Raw genomic sequence first — 19,314 nt, forward strand, 5'->3', positions numbered from 1 at the left:
TGGCCGGGTGACGCCGCCGGACCAGTATGACGCGCAGCCGCCGGCCGGTTATCCGGCGGAGTTCGAGGCGGACGTCGTCCTGCGGGACGGCGCGACCGCCCATCTGCGGCCGATCACCGCGGACGACGCCGACCTGCTGGTGGCGTTCTACGCGCGGGTGTCCGAGCAGTCGAAGTACTACCGCTTCTTCGCGCCTTATCCGCAGCTGTCCGACCGGGACGTGGCCAGGTTCACCCAGGTCGACTACCACGACCGGCTGGCGCTGATCGTCACCGTCGGCAGCGAGATGATCGGCGTCGGGCGGTACGAGCGGACCGGCCGGCGGACCGCGGAGGTCGCGTTCCTGATCGAGGACGCTCACCAGGGCCGCGGCCTCGGCCAGTTGCTGCTCGAGCACCTCGCCCAGGCGGCCCGGGAGAACGGCATCACCCGGTTCGTCGCCGAGGTGCTGCCGGACAACCGCAAGATGATCACCGTCTTCACCGAGGCCGGCTACAAGGTCATGCGGGAGTTCGAGGACGGCGTGATCATGGTCGAGTTCGACATCGCGCCGACCGACACCTCGTTCGGCGTGATGCAGGCCCGCGAGCAGCGGTCCGAGGCATTGTCGATCGCCCGGCTGCTGACCCCGTCGAGTGTCGCGGTGATCGGTGCGAGCCGGCGGGAGGGGACGATCGGCAACGCGCTGCTGCGCAACCTCCGCGACGGCGGGTTCACCGGCCGGCTGTACGCCGTGAACACCGACACCGACGCGGACGAGATCGAAGGCGTTCCGGCGTACCCGACGATCAGCGACGTGGACGACACGGTCGACCTGGCCGTGGTCGCGGTCCGGGCGGAGATGGTCGCCGACGTCGTCCTGGACTGCGCGGCCAAGGGGGTCCGCGGGCTGGTCGTGGTGTCGAGCGGGTTCGCGGAGATCGGCGACGAGGGCCGCAAGCGGCAGCGGTACCTGACCGGGCTGGCCCGGTCGTACGGGATGCGGGTGATCGGGCCGAACGCGCTCGGCGTGATCAACACCGCCGGCGGCGTGTCGCTGAACGCGACGCTGTCCCCGGTGATGCCGAGCCCGGGCCGGGTGGCGTTCTTCTGCCAGTCCGGTGCGCTCGGGGTGCCGATCCTGGCCGACATGGCCGGGCGTGGCCTGGGCCTGTCGACGTTCGTGTCCGCGGGCAACCGGGCCGATGTCTCGGGCAACGACCTGATGCAGTACTGGTACTCCGACGAGTCGACCGAGGTCGTCCTGCTCTACCTGGAGTCGCTGGGCAACCCGCGCAAGTTCAGCCGGGTGTCGCGGCGGCTGGCCGGCCGCAAGCCGGTGGTCGCGCTCAAGTCCGGCCGGGCCACCCAGGGCGTCCCGCTCGGGCAGATGGTCCGGCGCAGTCAGTTGCCAGCAGCAACGGTCGAGTCGATGTTCCGGCAGAGCGGGCTCATCGGGGTCGACACCACCGGCGAACTGTTCGACGTCGCCCAGCTGCTCGCGCACCAGCCGCTGCCGAAGGGGCGACGGGTGGCGATCGTCAGCAACTCCGACGCGCTGACGCTGCTCGCCCTCGACACGATGGCCGGCTGCGGGCTGGACACGGCGGGGGAGCCGCGCAACCTGAGCCCGGACGCGTCCGCGGAGGAGTTCGGGATTGCGCTGTCCGAGGTGTTCGCGGACGACCGGGTGCACTCGGTCGTAGTCATCTTCACGCCGCCGGTCCAGGCGAACGGCGCCGAGGTCGCGCAGGTGCTCGCCGCGGCCGCGGCCGGCTCGGACAAGCCGGTCGTCTCGACGTTCCTCGCCTCCCGGAGCGTGCCCGAGGAGCTCCGGGTGCCGGACGCCGACGGCGGCGCGGCCCGTGGTTCGATCCCGTCGTTCCTCAACCCGCAGTACGCCGTGGGTGCGCTCGCGAAGGCGACGCAGTACGCCGAGTGGCGGCGCCGGTCGGACAGCAGGATCCCGGACCTGCCGGACGTGGACACCCGCGCGGCCGAGGACTTCGTCGCCGAGTACCTGCAACGGCACCCGAACGGCGCCGACCTGGACGCCGCGGACCGGCAACTGCTGCTCAGCTTCTACGGGCTGTCGGTGCTGCCGGCGTTCCCGGTGCTGAGCGCGGACGAAGCGGTGCAGCGGGCCGCCGATCTCGGGTTCGAGGTGATCCTGAAGGCGACCGCCGAGCAGTGGCGGATGCGGCCGGACCTGGCCGACATCTGGCGGCACATCCACGACGAGGACGACATGCGCGAGGCCTGGGCCGAGATGACCCAGACCTTCGGCGTGGCGTCCGACCCGGGACGCGCGCAGTTCGTCGTCCAGAAGATGGCGCCGCCGGGCGTGCCGGTGGTGATCTCGGCCCTGGAGGACGTGTCGTTCGGGCCGGTGGTGTCGTTCGGACTGTCGGGTGTCGCCACCGACCTGCTGGGCGATCGCTCGTACCGGATGCCGCCGTTGACCACGCGGGACGCCGCGGAGATGGTCCGTGAGGTCCGGGCGGCGCCGCTGCTCTACGGCTACCGCGGGACCGACCCGGTCGACATCTCCGCGATCGAGAATCTGCTGCACCGGGTGTCCCGGCTGACCCTGGACCTCGAGGAGGTCGTCCGGCTCGATCTCCGCTCGGTCCTGGTCGGCGCCGAGGGCGCCACCGTCCTGGACACCGCGATCCGCATCGCCCCCAACGAGAAACCCCGCCAGGACACCCCGGCCCGCCGCCTCACCTGAGCCCGCCGCCTCACCGTGGCCGGCCGCGCCTCACTTTGGCTGCCGGCTCACCTGACGTAGATGCTGTCCGCGCGGGTCAGGAGGCGGGCGTCGACGAGTTCGCGGCGGAGGGCGGCGTGGTCGGGGTGCCAGCGGTTGAGGAGCTCGTTCACCTCGGACTCGGGGTAGCGGCGGCCCGGCTCGAAGCTGGTGACGATGTGCTCCAGCACCACCCGGAACTTCGCCGGCACGGTCGGGAAGTGCGTCAGCCGCCCGTCCCGGATGAACGACCTCAGCACCGCGTCCCGCTCCGGATCCGGATCCAGCGGCACCCACTCCGGCCGGCTCTCGCGCACCGCGTCCTTGAACGCCGCCTCGTCCGCCCGCAGGCCGTCGCGCCCGGCGGTGATCAGCCCGCCCTTGGCCAGTCGCTGCACGGCTTTCGCGACCGTCGGCGCCGGCAACCCGGTGCTCCCGGCAACCTGCTCGGGACTCGTGGCGCCGAGCACGACCGCGGAGTACACCCGCAACCGCGCCGGCTCAGCCAGCAGACCACACAGCAGCTCAGCGTTCATACCTCCCAAACTAAATCTCCCCGCAACCGGATTTCCGCCGCTGGTGAACCGGCGCCGACGGAGGATGTCCGGATGCACATGGGTGCCCATCGCGGCCGCCGGATCATCCTCGCCGACGACCTGGCCGAAGCCGACGTCGCCGAGTGCGCGACCTTGATGAACGCCGAGCAGGTCCGGGCCACCACGGCCTCGGTCGAGATCGGCCTGACGCGCGAGGTGACCTGGCACGTGGCCGGCGGCTACTACCTGCACTTCGGCCGGGAACACCCGATCGGGGTCGGCTTCGTCTTCACCTCCGGACCGACGCGGGACGGCGTCACCGAGCTGACCGCGATGCTCCAGGAGTACTTCGAGCCCCCGAGCGACGGCGCGTTGGTGGCTGCCGTCGACGCCGCCGTCTCGGCCGAGCACCGGCGGACGGCGCTCGTCCGGCTCGGGGTGGGGGCGCCGGAAGGAGAAGTCCCGGGCTGGGCGAGCAGGATCGTGACGGCGATGCGGGCGGACGACGCGCGGGTGCGGGAAGGTGGGCTCTGGGCGGCGGCGCACGTACTCTGGCCGGGCCTGCTTGCGGAGGTCGAGTCGATGAGTACGACGGACGCCGATCCGTTGCTCCGCGACCAGGCCGGCGCCCTTGCCGGGTTCATGCGACAGGAGGGAATCGTTCCGTGACGCCTCTCATGCCAGGCCCGCTGAACTCGATCACCGACGTGCCCGGGGTGCTGGTCGGGCAGGTGGAGCGGGTCGACGCGCCGTACCTGACCGGGACGACGGTCGTCCACGTCCCCGGTACGGCGGTGGCCGGGGTCGACGTGCGTGGGGGAGCGCCCGGGACGCGGGAGACCGATCTGCTGGATCCGGTGAACTCCAACCCGGGGGCGAACGCGGTCGTGCTGACCGGCGGCAGCGCGTACGGACTCGACACCGCGGGCAGCGTGATGCGGTGGCTCGAGGACCGCGGCGAGGGTGTGCGCGTGGGGCCGGGGGAGCGGGACGTCGTACCGATCGTGCCGACCGCGGTGCTGTTCGACCTCGGCCGCGGCGGCGACTTCAGCGCTCGGCCCGCGCCGTCCTGGGGTGCCGACGCGATCGCCGCCGCCACCGACGGTCCTGTTGCCCTCGGCAACCACGGCGCCGGCGCGGGCGCCCGGGCCCGGTCGCTCAAGGGTGGCACCGGCGCGGCCAGCGTCCGGCTGGAGGACGGTACGACGATCGGCGCGCTCGTCATCGTGAACGCGGCCGGCTCGGCCGTGGACGCCGAGGGCCGGTTGTACGGCGCCCGCTACGGCCTCGGGGACGAGTTCGCCCACCTGCGGACGCCGACCGACCGCCCGGCGCTGGTCACCCCGGGCCGCAACCTGATCCCAGGCCCGACCATGAACACCGTGATCGCGGTGGTGGCGACCGACGTACCGCTGGACAAGGCGGCGGCGAAGCGGATGGCGATGGTCGCGCACGACGGGCTGGCGCGGGCGATCGACCCGATCCACACGCTGGTCGACGGCGACAGCATCTTCGCGCTCTCGACCCGCGTCCCCGGCGACGACCGTCCCCGGCTGACCGTCACCGACCCGGCCGCCCTCGCTCAACTCGAGACGGTCTACGCGGCCGGCGCCCGGACGCTGTCCCGCGCGGTCGTGCACGCGATGCTGGCCGCCGAGACCGTCGACACCCCGGCCGGCGAGATCCTGAGCTACCGCGACGCCTACCCGTCAGCCTTCCGGAGCGACTGACGTACGACCCCAGTACTACGCCCCCGCGACGAAGGACATCGGAAGGCGACGTCAAGACCGGTCTGTGGGCCGACGCTCCGTCGAGCGACTCGCGAAAGGCTCAGCGGCATGAGCTTTCAGAGTCCCCAGCAGGTCGTTCTCAGCGGTCACGGCCTGGTCAAGTACTACGGTGACGTGGTCGGCCTGGCCGGCGTGGACGTCGCCGTCCGGTCGGGCGAAGCCCTCGCGGTGATGGGCCCGAGCGGCAACGGCAAGACCACGCTGCTCCACGTCCTGGCCGGCATCCTCACCCCGGACCAGGGCGAGGTCTGGTTGGCCGGCCAACGCGTCGACCAGCTGAACGACGCCGGCCGGACCGTGCTGCGGCGGCGCCGGCTCGGCTTCGTCTTCCAGGACAACCAACTGCTCGCCGAACTGCCGGCCGACGAGAACGTCGCCCTGCCGCTGATGGTCGACGGCGTGAGCCGGCGCGATGCCATCGGCCGCGCGCGGACGATGCTCGCGCAGGTCGGCCTGTCCGCGGAGGCCGGTCGCCGGCCGGGCGAACTGTCCGGCGGTCAGGCGCAGCGGGTCGCGATCGCCCGGGCCCTGGTCGGTGAGCCACAGGCCGTCTTCGCGGACGAACCGACCGGTGCCCTCGACGCGGCGACCGGTGCCCAGGTCATCGACCTGCTCGTCGGCGCGGCCACCCATCGCGGTGCCGCCGTGGTCGTCGTCACCCACGACAACGCCGTCGCCGCCCGGTGCCACCGGGTGCTGCGGATCGTCGACGGCCGGGTGAGCGAGTCGCTGGGAGCGGACCGATGAGCCCGATGACGGTTCTGATGCCACGCCTCCGGCGCGGCGGGTCATGGGGCTTTGACTCCCGGCCTTCCCTCGTCACTCCGGTCGCTTCGCTCCCTCCGCTCCTCAGTCCAGGCCGGGAGGCCCCATGACCGGCCTCGGCCTGCGGTTCGTCCGCCGACCCGGCCCCGGCGGTCGCGCCGCCAACTTGGCCGCGCTCGGCGCGACCGCCGTGGTCGCACTCCTGGTCACCTTTCTGATCGCCGGCTCGCTCGGCCTGTTCCACCGGTCCGACCGGATCGGCTGGCGCAGCGGTGACAAGGCGGACCCGGCCACCGCGATCGGCGCGATCGACCAGGAGGACGACCTCCGGGTCGACGGCCTCCCGATGCTGCGCGTCGACCTCGCCACCCTGCGCCCCAACGAGGTCGCGCCACCGCCCGGCCTCGACCACACCCCCAAGCCGGGTGAGGTCTTCGTCTCGCCGGCCCTCGCGAAACGCTGGGCCGACCTCAGCAAGGAGTACGGCGTCGCCCAGCCGACCGGCGTGATCAGGGACGAAGGGCTCTCGTCGCCCGAGGAACTGGTCCTCATCCGTGGCGTCGCACCCGGTGCCATCGGCGAGCACCCGCAGTACGTGAACAGCTGGCGCGAAGACGTACTGGACAGCCGCATGCTCGGCCTGATGATGGCGGTTGCCCTCGGCATCACCCTGGTCCTGTTCCCGCTCCTCAGCCTGGTCGGTCAGGCAGCCGGGGTGGCCGCCAAACGTCGTGAACACCGGCTGGCCGCGTTGCGGCTCGCGGGTGCGACCAGGAGCCAGGTGCTCGTGCTGAGCGCGGTCGAACAGGCAGTGCTCGGCGTGGCCGGTGCAGTCGTCGGGCTGGTCGGCTACACAGCGCTGACACCGTTGATCGCGCGCATCCCGCTCGGTGGTGGTCGATGGTTCCTCTCGGACATCACCGTCAACTGGTGGACCGTGCTGATCGTCCTGGCCGCCGTTCCCGTGCTGTCGGTGATCAGCGCGCTCATCGGCCTCGGACGGGTCAGCATCACCCCGCTCGGAGTCGTCCGCGGCCAGACCCGCAAGGCGACCAGTGCGTTGCGACTGGTCGTGCTGGTGGTCGGTCCGATCGTCCTCGGGTACTACGGGATGCGAACGGGACTGCTGCCGGTGCTGATCGGGGTCGCTTTCGCTGCGCTCGGCGTACGAATCATCGGGCCGTGGGCAGTCCAGGTGATCGGGCGGATCCTGGCGAACCTGGCCAACGGACCGGTGACGTTGCTGGCCGGGCGGCGGCTGGTGGACGATCCGAAGGGTGCGTTCCGGCCGGTGGCCGCGCTGGTGCTGAGTGGCTTCGTCACCGGCTTCATGTCGGTGTTCATGCCGCCGGGTGACGAGGACCCGACCTTCCAGGATTTGCGGATCGGCGTGGTGCTGCTGCTCGGGCTCGTGTTCCTGACCGTCGCTGCCTCGACCGCGGCCGGAGCGGTCGGTACGGCGCTCGACCAGGCGGCTCCGGCTCGTGCGCTCCGGAGATCCGGTGTGCCGCTGTCCGTGATCGAACGGGCTGCGCGGCTGGCGGCCGTCGTACCGGTCGTCGGTGTCGGCCTGCCTGTGGTCGGATTCGGCGCCTTCTGCGGCCTGGTGCTGAGCGGCGGCCAGGTGATCACCGAAGGCTCCTCGGGCCTGCTGGTGCTGGTCGGGCAGGTGGTCGCCGGACTCGTGCTGGTCGCGGTGGCGGGGGCCGCCGGCGCGCCGGTCCTGCGGAAGGCAAGTGCGAACTGATCGCGGTTGTCCACAAGGGGAAATCGCGCCGGGACCGGGTCGTGCAAGGATGAGGGCATGCGTGACCTGAATGTGCCGGAGCTCGCAGACGTCTCCTCCGCCCTCCGCGAGGCGATCGATCGGTGCGGCTACTACCCCGACGTCGTCACCGACTCGCTCGCGGTGGCGATCGCGGGCGAGCCGATCCGTGCCTTCGTGCTGCAGCACGAGCCGACGTTCGACCGGGACGAGGTCCGGCGGCACATCACCATCCTGGCGCTGACCCCGACCCGGCTGATCGTCGGCCACACCGACGAGCACGCGGCCGACGAGCTGATCCGGGCGCCGTACGCGTCGACCTCGACCGAGGCGATCCCGCTGCACCGGGTGAACGCGGTGGTCGTCAACCGGGTCGTGCCCAACCCGGCCGGCTACGCCTCGGGCAAGTCCGACCCGGCGGTGGCCGGCGGCGGTGAGGTCGTGCTGACGATCGGCTGGGGGATGGTGAACCGGATCGACCTCGAGCCGGCCGTCTGCGCCGACCCGAACTGCGAGGCCGACCACGGCTACACCGGCTCGGTCGCGGCCGACGACATCTCGCTGCGGATCAGCTCCGCCGCGGACGGCCCGGCGGGGATCCAACAGGTGCTCGACTTCGCGCAGGCGCTGTCGTTCGCCACCAGCCGGTAGCGGCCGTGGCCAGGTCCGCGCCGGTCAGCCCGCAGTACGGCGGTGGGGCGCTCGCCGACGTACTGCCCTCGGTGGCGGGCGCGCTCTCGGTTGCCGGGGAGCAGAACGTTCTCGGACTGCCGCCCGCGCCCCGGTACGCCGTCCTGCTGTTCGACGGACTGGGGTGGAATCTGCTCCAGCGGAACGCGGACGTCGCGCCGTACCTGTCGTCGCTGCTGCCGACCGGGCGCAGCCTGACCGCCGGCGTGCCGTCGACGACGGCCGTGAGCCTCACCAGCCTCGGCACCGGTCTGCCGCCGGGTGCGCACGGCATCGTCGGCTACACCTCGATCGTGCCCGAGTCCGGCGCGCTGCTGAACGCCTTGCAGTGGGACGCACCGGTCGATCCGCGACGCTGGCAGCCGCACGGCACGGTCTTCGACCGGATCGCCGCCGCGGGGGTCGCCACGCGCAACGTGAGCAAGGCCCGCTTCGACACCTCCGGTCTCACTGCGGCTGCATTCCGCGGGAGCGCACACCGGGGCGCGGACACGGTCGAGGACCGGCTGGACGCGACCCGGTTCGCCATCCGCGAGGGCAGTTCGTCGCTCGTGTACGTGTACGACTCTCAGCTCGACTACACCGGCCACAACGAGGGTTCGGACTCGCAGCAGTGGCGCAAGGAGCTGGCCGCGGCCGACCTGTTCGCCCAGCAGATCCGGTCCGCCTTGCCCCGCGACGCCGTACTGCTCGTCGTCGCCGACCACGGGATGATCGACGTCGCCCCCGAGGGCCGGGTCGACCTCGACGAAGAGCCCGCGCTGCTGGACGGGATCCGGCTGATAGGCGGTGAGTCCCGCTTCCGCCACCTGTACTGCGTTCCTGGCGCCGAGGCCGACGTGCTCGCGACCTACCGGGCGCGGCTGGGCGCGGACGCGCTGGTGCTGAGCCGCGAGGAGGCCGTCGGGCTGGGCTGGTTCGGTGGCGTCGAAGACCGGGTCGCGCCCCGGCTGGGGGACGTCGTGGTCGCCACGCTCGGGCCGGTGGCGCTGGTCGCGGGCCGGCGCTTCCCGAAGGAGGCCGACCTGATCGGCCTGCACGGCTCGCTCACCGACGACGAGATGGCGATCCCGCTCCTCGTCGATCCCGGGTTCTAGAAACTCCAGACGTTCCAGAAGAAGCTGGTCTGCGAGGTCTTGGCCTCGCCGTCGCGGGCGATCACGGTCACCTTGTAGCGCCCGGAGCCGGGGGTCAGCACGCCGGTGATCCAGCCGCGCTCGGTGTCGATGCTCAGCCCCGGCGGCAGGCCGGACGCCGAGTAGCTGATCTCGCCCGTCCCGCCCGTGCCCTTCATCAGCAACGGGATCGCCGGCGCGCCGCCGAAGCCGAGCTGGTCGGACGGCTTGGTGATCGAGATCGCGCCGTTCGGCTGCGCGGCGGCCACGCCGACCGCCTCGGCCGCGTCCACCATGCCCTCGCCGTAGAACGAGTTGTTCGCCTGCGTCCCGATGCACTCGCCGGAAGCGCCCGGCGGGCAGGCGAGGTCGTTCGCCTGCCGGGCGAGCTCACCCCTGACCTGGGCGGTGGTGAGCTTCGCGTTCACGCTCCGCAGCAGGGCCGCCACGCCGGCGACGTGCGGCGAGGCCATCGACGTACCGCTCATCGACTCGTAGCCGCCGCCGGGAACGGTCGAGTAGACGCCTTCGCCGGGGGCGGCGACGTTGATCTTGTTCTCACCGAAGTTGGAGAAGCGCGACTTCCCGCCGGCCGCGTCGACCGACGCGACCACGACCACGTTCGGGAGCTCGGTCGGCAGCGTCAGACAGTCGTTGGTGACCGTGCGCTGCGCGGGGGTCGAGTCGTTCGGGCTGGAGTCGTCGTCGGTCTTGTTCGCGAGGTCGTAGTCCTCGTTGCCGGCCGCGGCGACGTTCACGACCCCCTTGGAGTCCGAGTACGCGACCGAGCGCCGGATCGCCTCGGCGATGGCGTCCTGGTCCTGGTCGGAAGGGCAGAGGAACAGCCACGGGTCGGTGTAGTAGCTGTTGTTGGTGATCGAGACGCCCTTGTCGGCGGCGAACATGAACGCGCAGACGGTGTTCTCCGGGAAGAACAGCTGGCTGTCGGCCTCGGCGACGCGGATCGAGGACACCTTCACCCCGGGCGCGACCCCGACCATGCCGGTGCCGTTGCGGGCGGCCGCGATCGTGCCGGCCACGTGGGTGCCGTGCTCGCCGACCGGCCGCCACGCACCGGGCCGGGTGTCGGCCTTGCCGTACGCGCACGACGCCGACTTGGCCGCGTCGAAGTTCGGCTTGAGATCCGGGTGCTGGTCGTCGACGCCGGTGTCGAGCACACCGACCGTGATCGTCTTGGCGCCCGGGTTCTTGTCCCAGGCCCGGTTCGCGCCGATCGCGGCCATGTCCTGCCGGTCGGTCTCCGGCGTGCTGCTCGGCACCTCCGGGACCTGCGCGGGGATCGCGGGCGCGCCGACATCGGCCGGCAGGTCCGACGTCCGGGTCGCGCCGGCCTTCTGCACGCCGTCGACGCCCCGCAGCTTGCCGGCGAAGTCGGCCGCGGTCGAGTGCGCGACGATCACGCCGATCGCGTCGTACGTCGCGTAGACGCTGCCGCCGTTCGAGGTGATCGCGCCGGTGACCTTGCCGGTCTGCCGCGGCTCGGTGATCACGAAGTACGCCCGCAGTCCGGCCTCGGCCCGGACCGGAGCGGCGGCCGCCGGCGAAGTGGCGGTCGCGGTCGTCAGGCAGGCCGCGAGGAGCAGGACCAGAGCTTTGCGCACGATCCATTCAAACCGGAGGGAGGCCCAGAACCCAAGCCGACGCCCGCGTTCGGTACCGACCTGGTACGACGCGCCACCCCGGCGTGCGGGGTGGTCCGCCGACTTGGCAGGATGAACGCCCGTGGCTGAGCTGCTCTACTTCACCGGGACCATGGACTGCGGCAAGTCCACCCTCGCCCTGCAGATGGACCACAACCACAAGGCCCGGGGGCGGCGCGGACGGATCTTCACCAGCCACGACCGGGCCGGCGAGGCGGTGCTGTCGTCCCGCCTCGGGCTGGCCGCCCAGGCGATCGAGGTCCGGCCCGAGTTCGACTTCTGGGAGTACGTCGTCGGTGAGCTCACCCACGGTGGCCGGATCGACTACGTGGTCTGCGACGAGGCCCAGTTCTACAGCCCGCCGCAGATCGAGCAGTTGGCGCGACTGGTCGACGAGCTGCAGATCGACGTGTTCGCGTTCGGCATCCTGACCGACTTCCGGGCCACGCTGTTCCCGGGGTCGGCCCGCCTGGTGGAGCTCGCCGACCGGATGGAGCTGCTCCAGGTCGAGGCGTTGTGCTGGTGCGGCGAACGGGCCACGCACAACGCCCGTACGATCGGTGGGGAGATGGTCACCGAGGGCGAGCAGCTGGTCGTCGGCGACATCGTGACCCACGACCACGAGGTCGCGTACGAGGTGCTCTGCCGCCGGCACCACCGTCGCCGGCTCACCCAGGCGCGTGCCCGGGCCACCCTCTCACCCGAAGTCCTGCCGTTCGGAGGAAGCGCGTCATGAGCCCACTGATCACGGTCGCGGAGCTGCGCGGCCTGGCGGAGCGTCCGGTGCTGATCGACGTCACCTGGAGCCTCGCGGGCCCGCCCGGGCGGGAGGCATACGACGCCGGCCACCTCCCCGGCGCGTACTTCGTCGACCTGGACACCGAGCTCGCCGGACCACCGGGCCCCGGCGGCCGACACCCGTTGCCGGCAGCAACCACAGTGACCGCGGCGCTGCGGCGCGCCGGCGTCGGCCCGGGGACGCCGGTGGTCGTCTACGACGCCGCCGACTCGACGGCCGCCGCCCGGGCGTGGTGGATCTTCCGGTACTTCGGGGTCCGCGACGTCCGCGTGCTCGACGGCGGGTTCGCGGCCTGGCAGGCGGCCGGGGGAGAGGTGACGACCGACGTACCGGCGGACCGGGACGGCACGTTCATCGCGACCGCCGGCCACCTCCCGTTGCTGGACGCCCACGGCGCGGCCGAGGTGGCCGGGGCCGGGGTGCTGCTGGACGCGCGGGCCCCCGAGCGGTTCGCAGGTGCGGTCGAGCCGATGGACCCGGTCGCCGGCCACATCCCGGGTGCGGTGAACGCGCCGACCGCGGCCAACGTGGACGAGACCGGACAGTTCCTCCCGGCTGGCGAGCTGCGGGAACGCTTCGGGAAGCTCGGCGTCGACGACTCGACCCAGGTCGGCGTGTACTGCGGCTCCGGCGTCACCGCTGCCCACGAGGCCCTCGCCCTCGAGCTCAGCGGCATCCCGGCCGCCGTCTACATCGGCTCCTGGTCGGACTGGATCACCGACCCCAGCCGACCCGTGGCCACCGGCAACGACTGAGTCACCACCCGATCGGCCCCAGCCGATCCTCGAAGGTGCCGGTCGGTCCGTCCGCGCCGAGCGTCGCCATCCGGATCATCGAGTCGGTGCCCTCGGTCACCGTCAGCTGACCCTTGTGGTTGTTCATGTCGGTGGCCGCGAACGTGTGCTTCTCGGTCTCGCCGGGTGTCACGGCGTTGAACTTGATGCCCGGCAGCGCCTGCGCGTACCGGACGGTGATCATGTTGATCGCGGCCTTCGACGAGCTGTAGGCGAGTTCGTGCATCGCGGCCGCCGGCTGACCCGGGTCGAGGATCACGCTGAACGCGCCGCCGGCGCTGGTCACGTTCACCACGCGCGGGTTCTCGGCCGCCTGCAGCAGCGGCAGGAACGCCTGGGTGACCCGCACCGGCCCGTAGACGTTGACGTCGTACACCGGGTGCAACTCGCCGGCGGTCGCCTCGCCGGGGTGGACGACGTGCCCCGGCGCACCGGCGTTGTTGATCAGTACGTCGAGCCGGTCGGTGTGCCCGCGGACGAGTTCCAGTGCGCCGGCGACCGACTCGTCCGACGTGACGTCGAGTGGGACCAGGACGACGTCCACACCCTCGGCGGCCAGCTTCTCCGACGCGGCCTCGCCCCGGGCCTGGTCGCGGGCGCCGAGAAACACCTTCCAGCCCAGCTCGCCGAGCCGGCGCGCCCCTTCGTAGCCGAGGCCCTTGTTGGCTCCGGTGATCAGCACGGTGGTCTTCATCATGTCCTCCTGACAGGTGACGATTCGTCCACCAGACGCCGCCCGCTGCCCGGCCGTGACGTCGCCGGAGTGTGAAACGGCTCTCTGTCTTGACTTCCCCGCCGCCATCCGGGACCGTGGTCAGAAATCGATTTCCATCCGCCCCTGGGAGTCACTCATGAAGCGATCCACGTTCCTCCGCGCGGCCCTCGGCGCCGGCGTGGTGGCCGCCGTACCCGGTCTGCCGGCGATGGCGAAACCTCAGGCCGTGCTGACGAACAAGGTGGCCGACCTGACCGGGCCGGGGTTGACCGACCGGTTCCGGATGGCCGCGACCGACCTCGGAATCCCGGCGCGGACCCCCGACGGCCGGATGCTGTTCGTGTTCGGCGACACCTTCGAGGAGCCGCGCGTCGGTGGCGGCTGGTGGCGGTCGCCGGTGGCGTTGTGGTCGACCACGACCGACCTGAACAGCGGGGTCCGGTGGTCCGGTGCCGTCGGCGGCGCGGCCGCGCAGCAGTTGTGGGAGTACGAGCACGACAACCCGGTGTTCTCGACCGTCCTGCCGTCGGACGTGATCACCATCGGCGGGTCGATGTACCTGCACGTGATGGTGAACAAGGGTCTCGGCAACGTCGTGTGGACCGAGATCTGGCGCAGCGACAACTCGGGCGCGAGCTGGTACCACACCGGCGCGAAGTTCGACCCGAACATCGACGGCGGGATGTTCCAGTGCCTGACCTGGGGCGAGGGCAACGACGGGTACGTCTACGTCTACTCGACCGGCTTCCAGCGCAACAAGCCGATCATCCTGAAGCGGGTCCGCAGCAACCAGATCGCCAACCCGGCGGCGTACGAGCCGTGGGGCTACCGCGACGGCGTCTGGGCCTGGGGCAACCCGGCGACGCCGATCCTGCCCGGCAGCTTCGGCGAGCTCTGCCTGCGGCCGCTCGGCGGGAAGTGGGTGCTCACCTGGTTCAACGCCGGCGACTACCGGATCGACGGCATCATCATGGACACGCCGACGTCCAACCTGCACACGGCGTACCGGCAGACCCTGATCTACGGCGGCACCTGGGGCAACGAGAACGACAACCACGTGGCCCAGCTGTACGGCGGCTACATCATCCCGGGCTCGACGCTGAGCGACCTGCACCTGTCGGTCAGCCAGTGGAAGACCGACGCCGGCTGGCCCTACCGCGCCATGCAGTTCCGCATCCGCAACTTCGGCTAGCGTCCGCCGCTCGTCGTCCACCGCTCGCCGAGTGTAGGAAGATTGCACGCGGCAAACGTCTACCTCACGCATTCTCATCACACTCGATGCGTTCGCGGCAGTTGGGGTGCCGGTAGGGATTGTGTCACCAGCCGCAAACGAGGAGCTCGGGTTGCTCAGCCTTCGCTGGTGGCTTGGCGCCGGAGTGTCCGAAGACCGCGACGTAGAAGTCGCGCGCGGGCCCGGGTTCCGCGGTGACCAGGTCGTTGCGGAGCAGTGCGTTCGGCTCGTTGACGATCTCGCAGCCGATGTGGGGACCGGCCTGCCACAGTCCACACTGCGCACCGGTGGTGTCCTTGATGATCGCCGTCCGGCCCTGGTCCAGCACGTCCATCGGACCGGTGATGATCGAGCCGCCCGCGTCCCGCGCTCGGGCGGCCGCGGCGTCACAGTCATCCGTCGCGAAGAAGACGTTCCACCAGAAGTCCGTGGCGTCGGGATCGGGTTCGGCCTGATGGCCGCGACGGGTCTGCCCCGTAGCAAGCACTGGGTGTAGTGGCCGAACTCCGCCGGTCCCACATCGAACTCCCAACCGAACAGCGCGCCGTAGAAGGTCATCGCGCGGTCGAGATCCGGGATGCCCAGGTCGATCCAGGTCGGTGTGCCGGCCGGCCGCGGGGTGGTCAGCTCGCTCATCGTCTCTCCTTGTCGTGTCCGCATGTTGTCCCGCATGACCCCGGAACCTTCCCGGGGTGAGTCCGTGCGCTGGCGAAGCGACCCACGGTCACGACCTGATCAGTCGACGGGTTACTGGTTGAAGAACGTCTTCAGTACACCGGCCATGAGTTCGGGGGCGACGACGTGTCCCTGCCCGTCGAGCGTCTGTCGTTCGGTCTGGGGGATGGCAGCGGTTATCGCTTTCGCGGCGCGGTCGAAGAAGTCGGTCGGGAGGCCTGCAAACTGGGGCTCGGTGGCCGGACCCTCGGTGGTCACCAGGACCGACTGAGTGATGCGGGCAAGTCGGTTCGTGGGGATCTTGTAGCCATTGAGGACCGCGGCGTCCTTGACGAGCGTGTGGGCGAGCGCGACGGACGAGGCCCACATCGGGTGCTGTTTGCCAGCCGCGATGTCCACGTCGGGTCCGCCGGTAAGCCTCATGAACAGTTCCAGGAGCTCCTCGTCCCGGCCGGCTTTGTATGCCTCGTGGGTGTCCGCGAGGTACTGGTTGAACCTCGGCCACTGGTCGTCCCCGATCACGTACGGCGTATCCCACACCGCGATCTTGTCGATCGCCGAACCTGCCGCTGCTGCCTCCAGCACGAGGGCGCCGCCAGATGAGGCGCCGTACACGTGAGCTGAGCCGCCGGCTGTCGCAATCAGCGCGTCGAGGTCTTCCAGCTCCCGCGCCACGGCGTACGGCGGTGTATTGCCGCTGGCGCCCCGGCCGCGTCGTGCGTAGTTGTAGACCGTGAAATGGTCGGCAAGGAGCCGGGCCAGCGGCGCGTTCTCAGCGCCGTCGTCTAGGGTGCCGCCGACGAGGATCACCGCCGGGCCAGTGCCTTTCCGGTCGTAGGCGATCCTCGTACCGTCGGCGGACGTCACACGAAGTGTCATCTCGTTCACTGCTTCTCTCCATCTCGATGCGTGGTCGTCACCGGCGGAGCATGTCGACCAGGATTGAGTTACGTGGGCTGCCCCCTCCGTCACTCGCACTTCGGGCCGGTTCCTTCTCTCGGTGTTGCGAACGGATTGGTTGCGGCTAGTCAAATTTGATTACTTGGCCAAAGTACACGAGGAGGAGCGTCTAGTAAAGTTTGATTAGGAGCGCATCTTGAGGTGATCGGGGACCGTTCGCCACGAACCCGGATCATCGGCCATGGTGTAGGCGCCCTCAGACAGTCGTTTGCTCAGGAACTTCGCCCACTCCAGTTCGGTGCGTGCGTGTCCCGCCCACAGTTCGGCCTGATCGCGGACGTGCTCGGGGGTGTCCCGATTGGGGTGCTCCCGCCACTTGGCCTGCTCTACGAGCTCCGCTTCCAGGCGCGCGACCCGCTCGTTGACGTGCGCGATGGCATCCGCCCTGGTCAGCATGGGCAACATGGCGATGGCCGCGTTGAGCATGTCCGGGTCGTGGGTGCGCCGCAGACCGACGCGGACCAGTTCGACTATCTCGTCACGTCCCCGAGCTGTCGCGCGGTACAGAACGCGCTCCGGCCCGAAGTTGCCCGGCTCAGGGTGTTCGGTGAGGAGGCCATCAGCCGCCGCCTTCTTCAGCGCGTGATAAACCGAGCCGGGCTTGATCTTGGCCCAAATCTCCGCACGCCAGCTCTGCAGTTCGGACCGCACCTGGTAGCCATGCGCGCCGCCGGAGAGGTGCACGATACCGAGTACCAGGAGCTTCGTCGCCGACATGCGCCCACCTCCGCTCAATCTGCTCGGACTCGCTCCGCGCTGCTCAACAACTTCACGACCTCGGCTCGGTTCACTCACTTGTAGGCTCGAGCATATGAGCATCCCGGTACTGACCACGGTGAGCACGCCGAACCCGATGCGTGGCTGACCGCGCCGGAGGCGGCGACGTTGCGCGATCCGGTGTTCGCCGGTGCGGCACTGCACGACGCCGTCGAGCGGGCAGACACCGAGGTGGCGGGCGATAGCTGGGCCCCGTTTCACCTGGCCCGGGTCACCGAAGACCTCGCCGCAGGGCGCGATGTGGGTCCAGAACAGCGGGGTGAGGCCGCGATCGTCGACCTCGGTCGTTCGGGTGCCCAGCGCCGCTAGAGCTCGAGGAGCATGGTTTCCGAGGTCTCGACCGTGCCGACGGTCCTGAAGCCGAGTGAGCGGTAGAGCTTGGCTGCGTTGTTGGCTGGATCGACACTCAGGCTCAGGCGTCGGTACGGCGAGATCCGGATCAGCTCGGTCATCACCGCGCGGGCGATGCCCTGGCGGCGGAACGCGGGGGAGACGCCGAGCGACAGCTCCGGGACGTCGTCGGCGACGTAGCCGTACCCAGATCGCTCGGCGGTGAACAGCCGTGCCCACGCGGCGCCCGCCGGCGTTCCGTCGACCTCGGCGATCACACCGAAGTCGGTCGGTCGCGGCCAGTCGGCGACGTACCGCCAGGCCTTGTCCTCGGATCGCAGCTTGTCGAGCGTGAAGGTCGGGGTCCCGTCCCAGTTGTACGCCTCCAGCAACATCTCGGTCAGGAACGCGAAGTCGTCGGCGCCCGCAGCTCGCAGCAACATGCCCTCATCCTCGCGGACCGGAGAGCCGGCCTCCAGCGGATTTACAACCGATGATCGTCAGCCATTGAGAAAGTAACACGCTTGGTTTAACTTACTCGGGACGTGGCCGGCGAGGTGCAGCGGAGCACGCCGCCGGCCTCCGGAAACCTGAGGAGTTCCGATGACGAGAGTGAGCAGGTGGGGCGCCGGACTGGGGCTGGCAGGGCTGGTGCTCGCCGGCGCCGGCTGTGCGGACGGTACGACGCCGTCCACCGACGCCGGCGGGGCCGTCGACGAGAAGGCGCCGGTGACGATCACGATCGGGGACCGCCCGACCCCGGACAAGCCGAACGACATCGCCGCGTTCGAGCGCAACATCAAGAAGTTCATGGACGCCCACCCGAACATCACGGTGAAGTCCACCGAGACGAAGTGGGACGCGCAGACCTTCCAGGCTCAGGTGGCAGGTGGCTCGCTCCCGACCGTGATGAACATCAGCTTCACCGAGCCGGCCAACATGATCCCGAACAAGCAGCTGCCGGACATCACCGACGAGCTGAAGCTGGTCGACCTGACCAAGGACCTGAACCCGGACGTGCTGAAGATCGTCCAGGACGGCAACGGCCGGATCTACGGCGTACCGATCGACGTGTTCTCGGTCGGGCTGGCCTACAACCGGGCGCTGTTCACGCAGGCCGGTCTCGACCCGGACAAGCCGCCGACGACCTGGGACGAGGTCCGCCAGTACGCGCGGCAGATCACCGAGAAGACCGGCAAGGCCGGCTACGCGCAGCTGACCAAGGACAACACCGGCGGCTGGATGCTGACCACCATGACGTACTCGATGGGCGGGTCGGTGCAGAGCCAGGACGGCAAGAAGAGCACCTTCAACGAAGCGCCGACCAAGAAGGCGCTGCAGCTGCTGAAGGACATGCGCTGGAGCGACAACACCATGGGCAGCAACTTCCTCTACAACCAGGAGGAGATCCGGCAGGACTTCGCGGCCGGCAAGATCGGCATGGTCCTGCAGGCGCCGGACGCCTACGACATGTGCGTGAAGAACTTCGGCATGAAGCCGGCCGACTACGGCCACGGCGCGCTGCCGCAGGACGGCGGCCCGCACGGCACCCTGACCGGCGGCTCGATCAAGATGATCAACCCGAAGGCGTCGAAGAACGAGATCGTCGCCGCGCTCAAGTGGATCAAGTCGCAGGAGTTCGACAAGTACACCAACGAGCAGCTCGCGGTGCAGAACGCCAAGGACTCGATCGCCGACAAGGGCTTCGTCGGCCGGCCCGGCATCACCCCGCTGAGCCAGGAGACCTACGACCGCTACAACGCCTGGCGGGAGCCGTACAACAACGTCCCGGTCGAGCAGTTCACGGGGTACGTCGAGTCGACGAAGACGCTGAAGCTGCTGCCCGAGCCGTCCAACAAGGCTCAGGAGGTCTACGCCCTGCTCGACCCGGTCGTCCAGCAGGTGCTGACCAAGAAGGACGCGGACATCGACAAGCTGCTCACCGACGCCGCATCGAAGATCGACGCCCGCCTGGCCCGGTGA

The 19,314-nt window shown here is 70.2% G+C and carries 19 protein-coding genes; 12 read left to right on the forward strand and 7 right to left on the reverse strand.

Going from position 1 to position 19,314, the window contains the following annotated elements:
• Positions 1-7: 7 nt before the first annotated feature.
• Complete coding sequence (locus tag ACQPYZ_RS17715; RefSeq protein ID WP_433169534.1) at positions 8-2,710, forward strand: GNAT family N-acetyltransferase; 2,703 nt, start codon at positions 8-10, stop codon at positions 2,708-2,710.
• 47 nt (positions 2,711-2,757) lie between these two features.
• Here the strand turns inward: ACQPYZ_RS17715 and ACQPYZ_RS17720 are convergent, their stop codons facing one another.
• Entirely contained in the window at positions 2,758-3,264 is a 507-nt protein-coding gene (locus tag ACQPYZ_RS17720) for a DUF2087 domain-containing protein (protein WP_433169536.1), read from the reverse strand.
• Between the two features lie 72 nt (positions 3,265-3,336).
• Here ACQPYZ_RS17720 and ACQPYZ_RS17725 point away from each other — a divergent pair, with 72 nt between their 5' ends.
• The 6 genes from ACQPYZ_RS17725 to ACQPYZ_RS17750 all read left to right on the forward strand — a co-directional run bounded on the left by ACQPYZ_RS17725 (position 3,337) and on the right by ACQPYZ_RS17750 (position 9,371).
• Positions 3,337-3,933, forward strand: coding sequence for a hypothetical protein (locus ACQPYZ_RS17725; protein ID WP_433169538.1), 597 nt, complete (start codon positions 3,337-3,339; stop codon positions 3,931-3,933).
• Positions 3,930-4,994 carry a P1 family peptidase gene (locus tag ACQPYZ_RS17730; protein ID WP_433169540.1) on the forward strand — a complete coding sequence of 355 codons (1,065 nt, stop codon included), beginning with the start codon at positions 3,930-3,932 and terminating at the stop codon, positions 4,992-4,994. Before ACQPYZ_RS17725 ends, ACQPYZ_RS17730 begins: the two co-directional genes overlap by 4 nt.
• 108 nt (positions 4,995-5,102) lie before the next feature.
• The gene (locus ACQPYZ_RS17735) at positions 5,103-5,801 is read left to right on the forward strand and encodes an ABC transporter ATP-binding protein (RefSeq protein WP_433169541.1); all 699 of its coding nucleotides are present in this window, start codon (positions 5,103-5,105) and stop codon (positions 5,799-5,801) included.
• A gap of 124 nt (positions 5,802-5,925) precedes the next feature.
• A complete protein-coding gene (locus ACQPYZ_RS17740; protein WP_433169543.1) occupies positions 5,926-7,566 on the forward strand; it encodes an FtsX-like permease family protein in 1,641 nt (546 codons plus the stop codon).
• A gap of 57 nt (positions 7,567-7,623) precedes the next feature.
• Positions 7,624-8,235, forward strand: coding sequence for a DUF5998 family protein (locus ACQPYZ_RS17745; RefSeq protein ID WP_433169545.1), 612 nt, complete (start codon positions 7,624-7,626; stop codon positions 8,233-8,235).
• Positions 8,236-8,240: 5 nt separating this feature from the next.
• On the forward strand, positions 8,241-9,371 hold the full coding sequence (locus ACQPYZ_RS17750; protein WP_433169547.1) for an alkaline phosphatase family protein: 1,131 nt from the start codon (positions 8,241-8,243) through the stop codon (positions 9,369-9,371).
• Here the strand turns inward: ACQPYZ_RS17750 and ACQPYZ_RS17755 are convergent.
• The gene (locus tag ACQPYZ_RS17755) at positions 9,368-11,011 is read right to left on the reverse strand and encodes a S8 family peptidase (RefSeq protein ID WP_433169549.1); all 1,644 of its coding nucleotides are present in this window, start codon (positions 11,009-11,011) and stop codon (positions 9,368-9,370) included. The two genes, ACQPYZ_RS17750 and ACQPYZ_RS17755, sit on opposite strands and share 4 nt — an antisense overlap.
• 121 nt (positions 11,012-11,132) lie before the next feature.
• Here ACQPYZ_RS17755 and ACQPYZ_RS17760 point away from each other — a divergent pair, with 121 nt between their 5' ends.
• A complete protein-coding gene (locus tag ACQPYZ_RS17760) occupies positions 11,133-11,786 on the forward strand; it encodes a thymidine kinase (RefSeq protein ID WP_433169551.1) in 654 nt (217 codons plus the stop codon).
• On the forward strand, positions 11,783-12,604 hold the full coding sequence (locus ACQPYZ_RS17765; protein ID WP_433169553.1) for a sulfurtransferase: 822 nt from the start codon (positions 11,783-11,785) through the stop codon (positions 12,602-12,604). Before ACQPYZ_RS17760 ends, ACQPYZ_RS17765 begins: the two co-directional genes overlap by 4 nt.
• Position 12,605: 1 nt before the next feature.
• Here ACQPYZ_RS17765 and ACQPYZ_RS17770 read toward each other — a convergent pair whose 3' ends face one another.
• Positions 12,606-13,337 carry an SDR family NAD(P)-dependent oxidoreductase gene (locus tag ACQPYZ_RS17770; RefSeq protein ID WP_433169555.1) on the reverse strand — a complete coding sequence of 244 codons (732 nt, stop codon included), beginning with the start codon at positions 13,335-13,337 and terminating at the stop codon, positions 12,606-12,608.
• 157 nt (positions 13,338-13,494) lie between these two features.
• Here ACQPYZ_RS17770 and ACQPYZ_RS17775 point away from each other — a divergent pair, with 157 nt between their 5' ends.
• Positions 13,495-14,550: a DUF4185 domain-containing protein gene (locus ACQPYZ_RS17775; RefSeq protein ID WP_433169557.1), complete on the forward strand. Its 1,056-nt coding sequence runs from the start codon at positions 13,495-13,497 to the stop codon at positions 14,548-14,550.
• Between the two features lie 124 nt (positions 14,551-14,674).
• Here ACQPYZ_RS17775 and ACQPYZ_RS17780 read toward each other — a convergent pair whose 3' ends face one another.
• The 3 genes from ACQPYZ_RS17780 to ACQPYZ_RS17790 form a co-directional block, all read right to left on the reverse strand.
• The gene (locus ACQPYZ_RS17780) at positions 14,675-15,076 is read right to left on the reverse strand and encodes a VOC family protein (protein ID WP_433169559.1); all 402 of its coding nucleotides are present in this window, start codon (positions 15,074-15,076) and stop codon (positions 14,675-14,677) included.
• Positions 15,077-15,336: 260 nt separating this feature from the next.
• Entirely contained in the window at positions 15,337-16,143 is an 807-nt protein-coding gene (locus ACQPYZ_RS17785) for an alpha/beta fold hydrolase (protein WP_433169707.1), read from the reverse strand.
• Between the two features lie 204 nt (positions 16,144-16,347).
• On the reverse strand, positions 16,348-16,941 hold the full coding sequence (locus tag ACQPYZ_RS17790; RefSeq protein ID WP_433169561.1) for a PadR family transcriptional regulator: 594 nt from the start codon (positions 16,939-16,941) through the stop codon (positions 16,348-16,350).
• Positions 16,942-17,109: 168 nt separating this feature from the next.
• Between ACQPYZ_RS17790 and ACQPYZ_RS17795 the strand changes: the two genes are divergently transcribed.
• Complete coding sequence (locus ACQPYZ_RS17795) at positions 17,110-17,310, forward strand: hypothetical protein (protein ID WP_433169563.1); 201 nt, start codon at positions 17,110-17,112, stop codon at positions 17,308-17,310.
• Here the strand turns inward: ACQPYZ_RS17795 and ACQPYZ_RS17800 are convergent.
• Positions 17,307-17,774, reverse strand: coding sequence for an N-acetyltransferase family protein (locus ACQPYZ_RS17800; protein WP_433169564.1), 468 nt, complete (start codon positions 17,772-17,774; stop codon positions 17,307-17,309). The genes ACQPYZ_RS17795 and ACQPYZ_RS17800 overlap by 4 nt on opposite strands.
• 160 nt (positions 17,775-17,934) lie before the next feature.
• On the opposite strand from ACQPYZ_RS17800, the gene ACQPYZ_RS17805 reads away from it, so the two are divergent.
• Positions 17,935-19,314 carry an ABC transporter substrate-binding protein gene (locus ACQPYZ_RS17805; RefSeq protein ID WP_433169566.1) on the forward strand — a complete coding sequence of 460 codons (1,380 nt, stop codon included), beginning with the start codon at positions 17,935-17,937 and terminating at the stop codon, positions 19,312-19,314.

It is taken from the genome of Kribbella sp. CA-247076 (genome assembly GCF_050942445.1).
Classification (GTDB): Bacteria; Actinomycetota; Actinomycetes; order Propionibacteriales; family Kribbellaceae; genus Kribbella.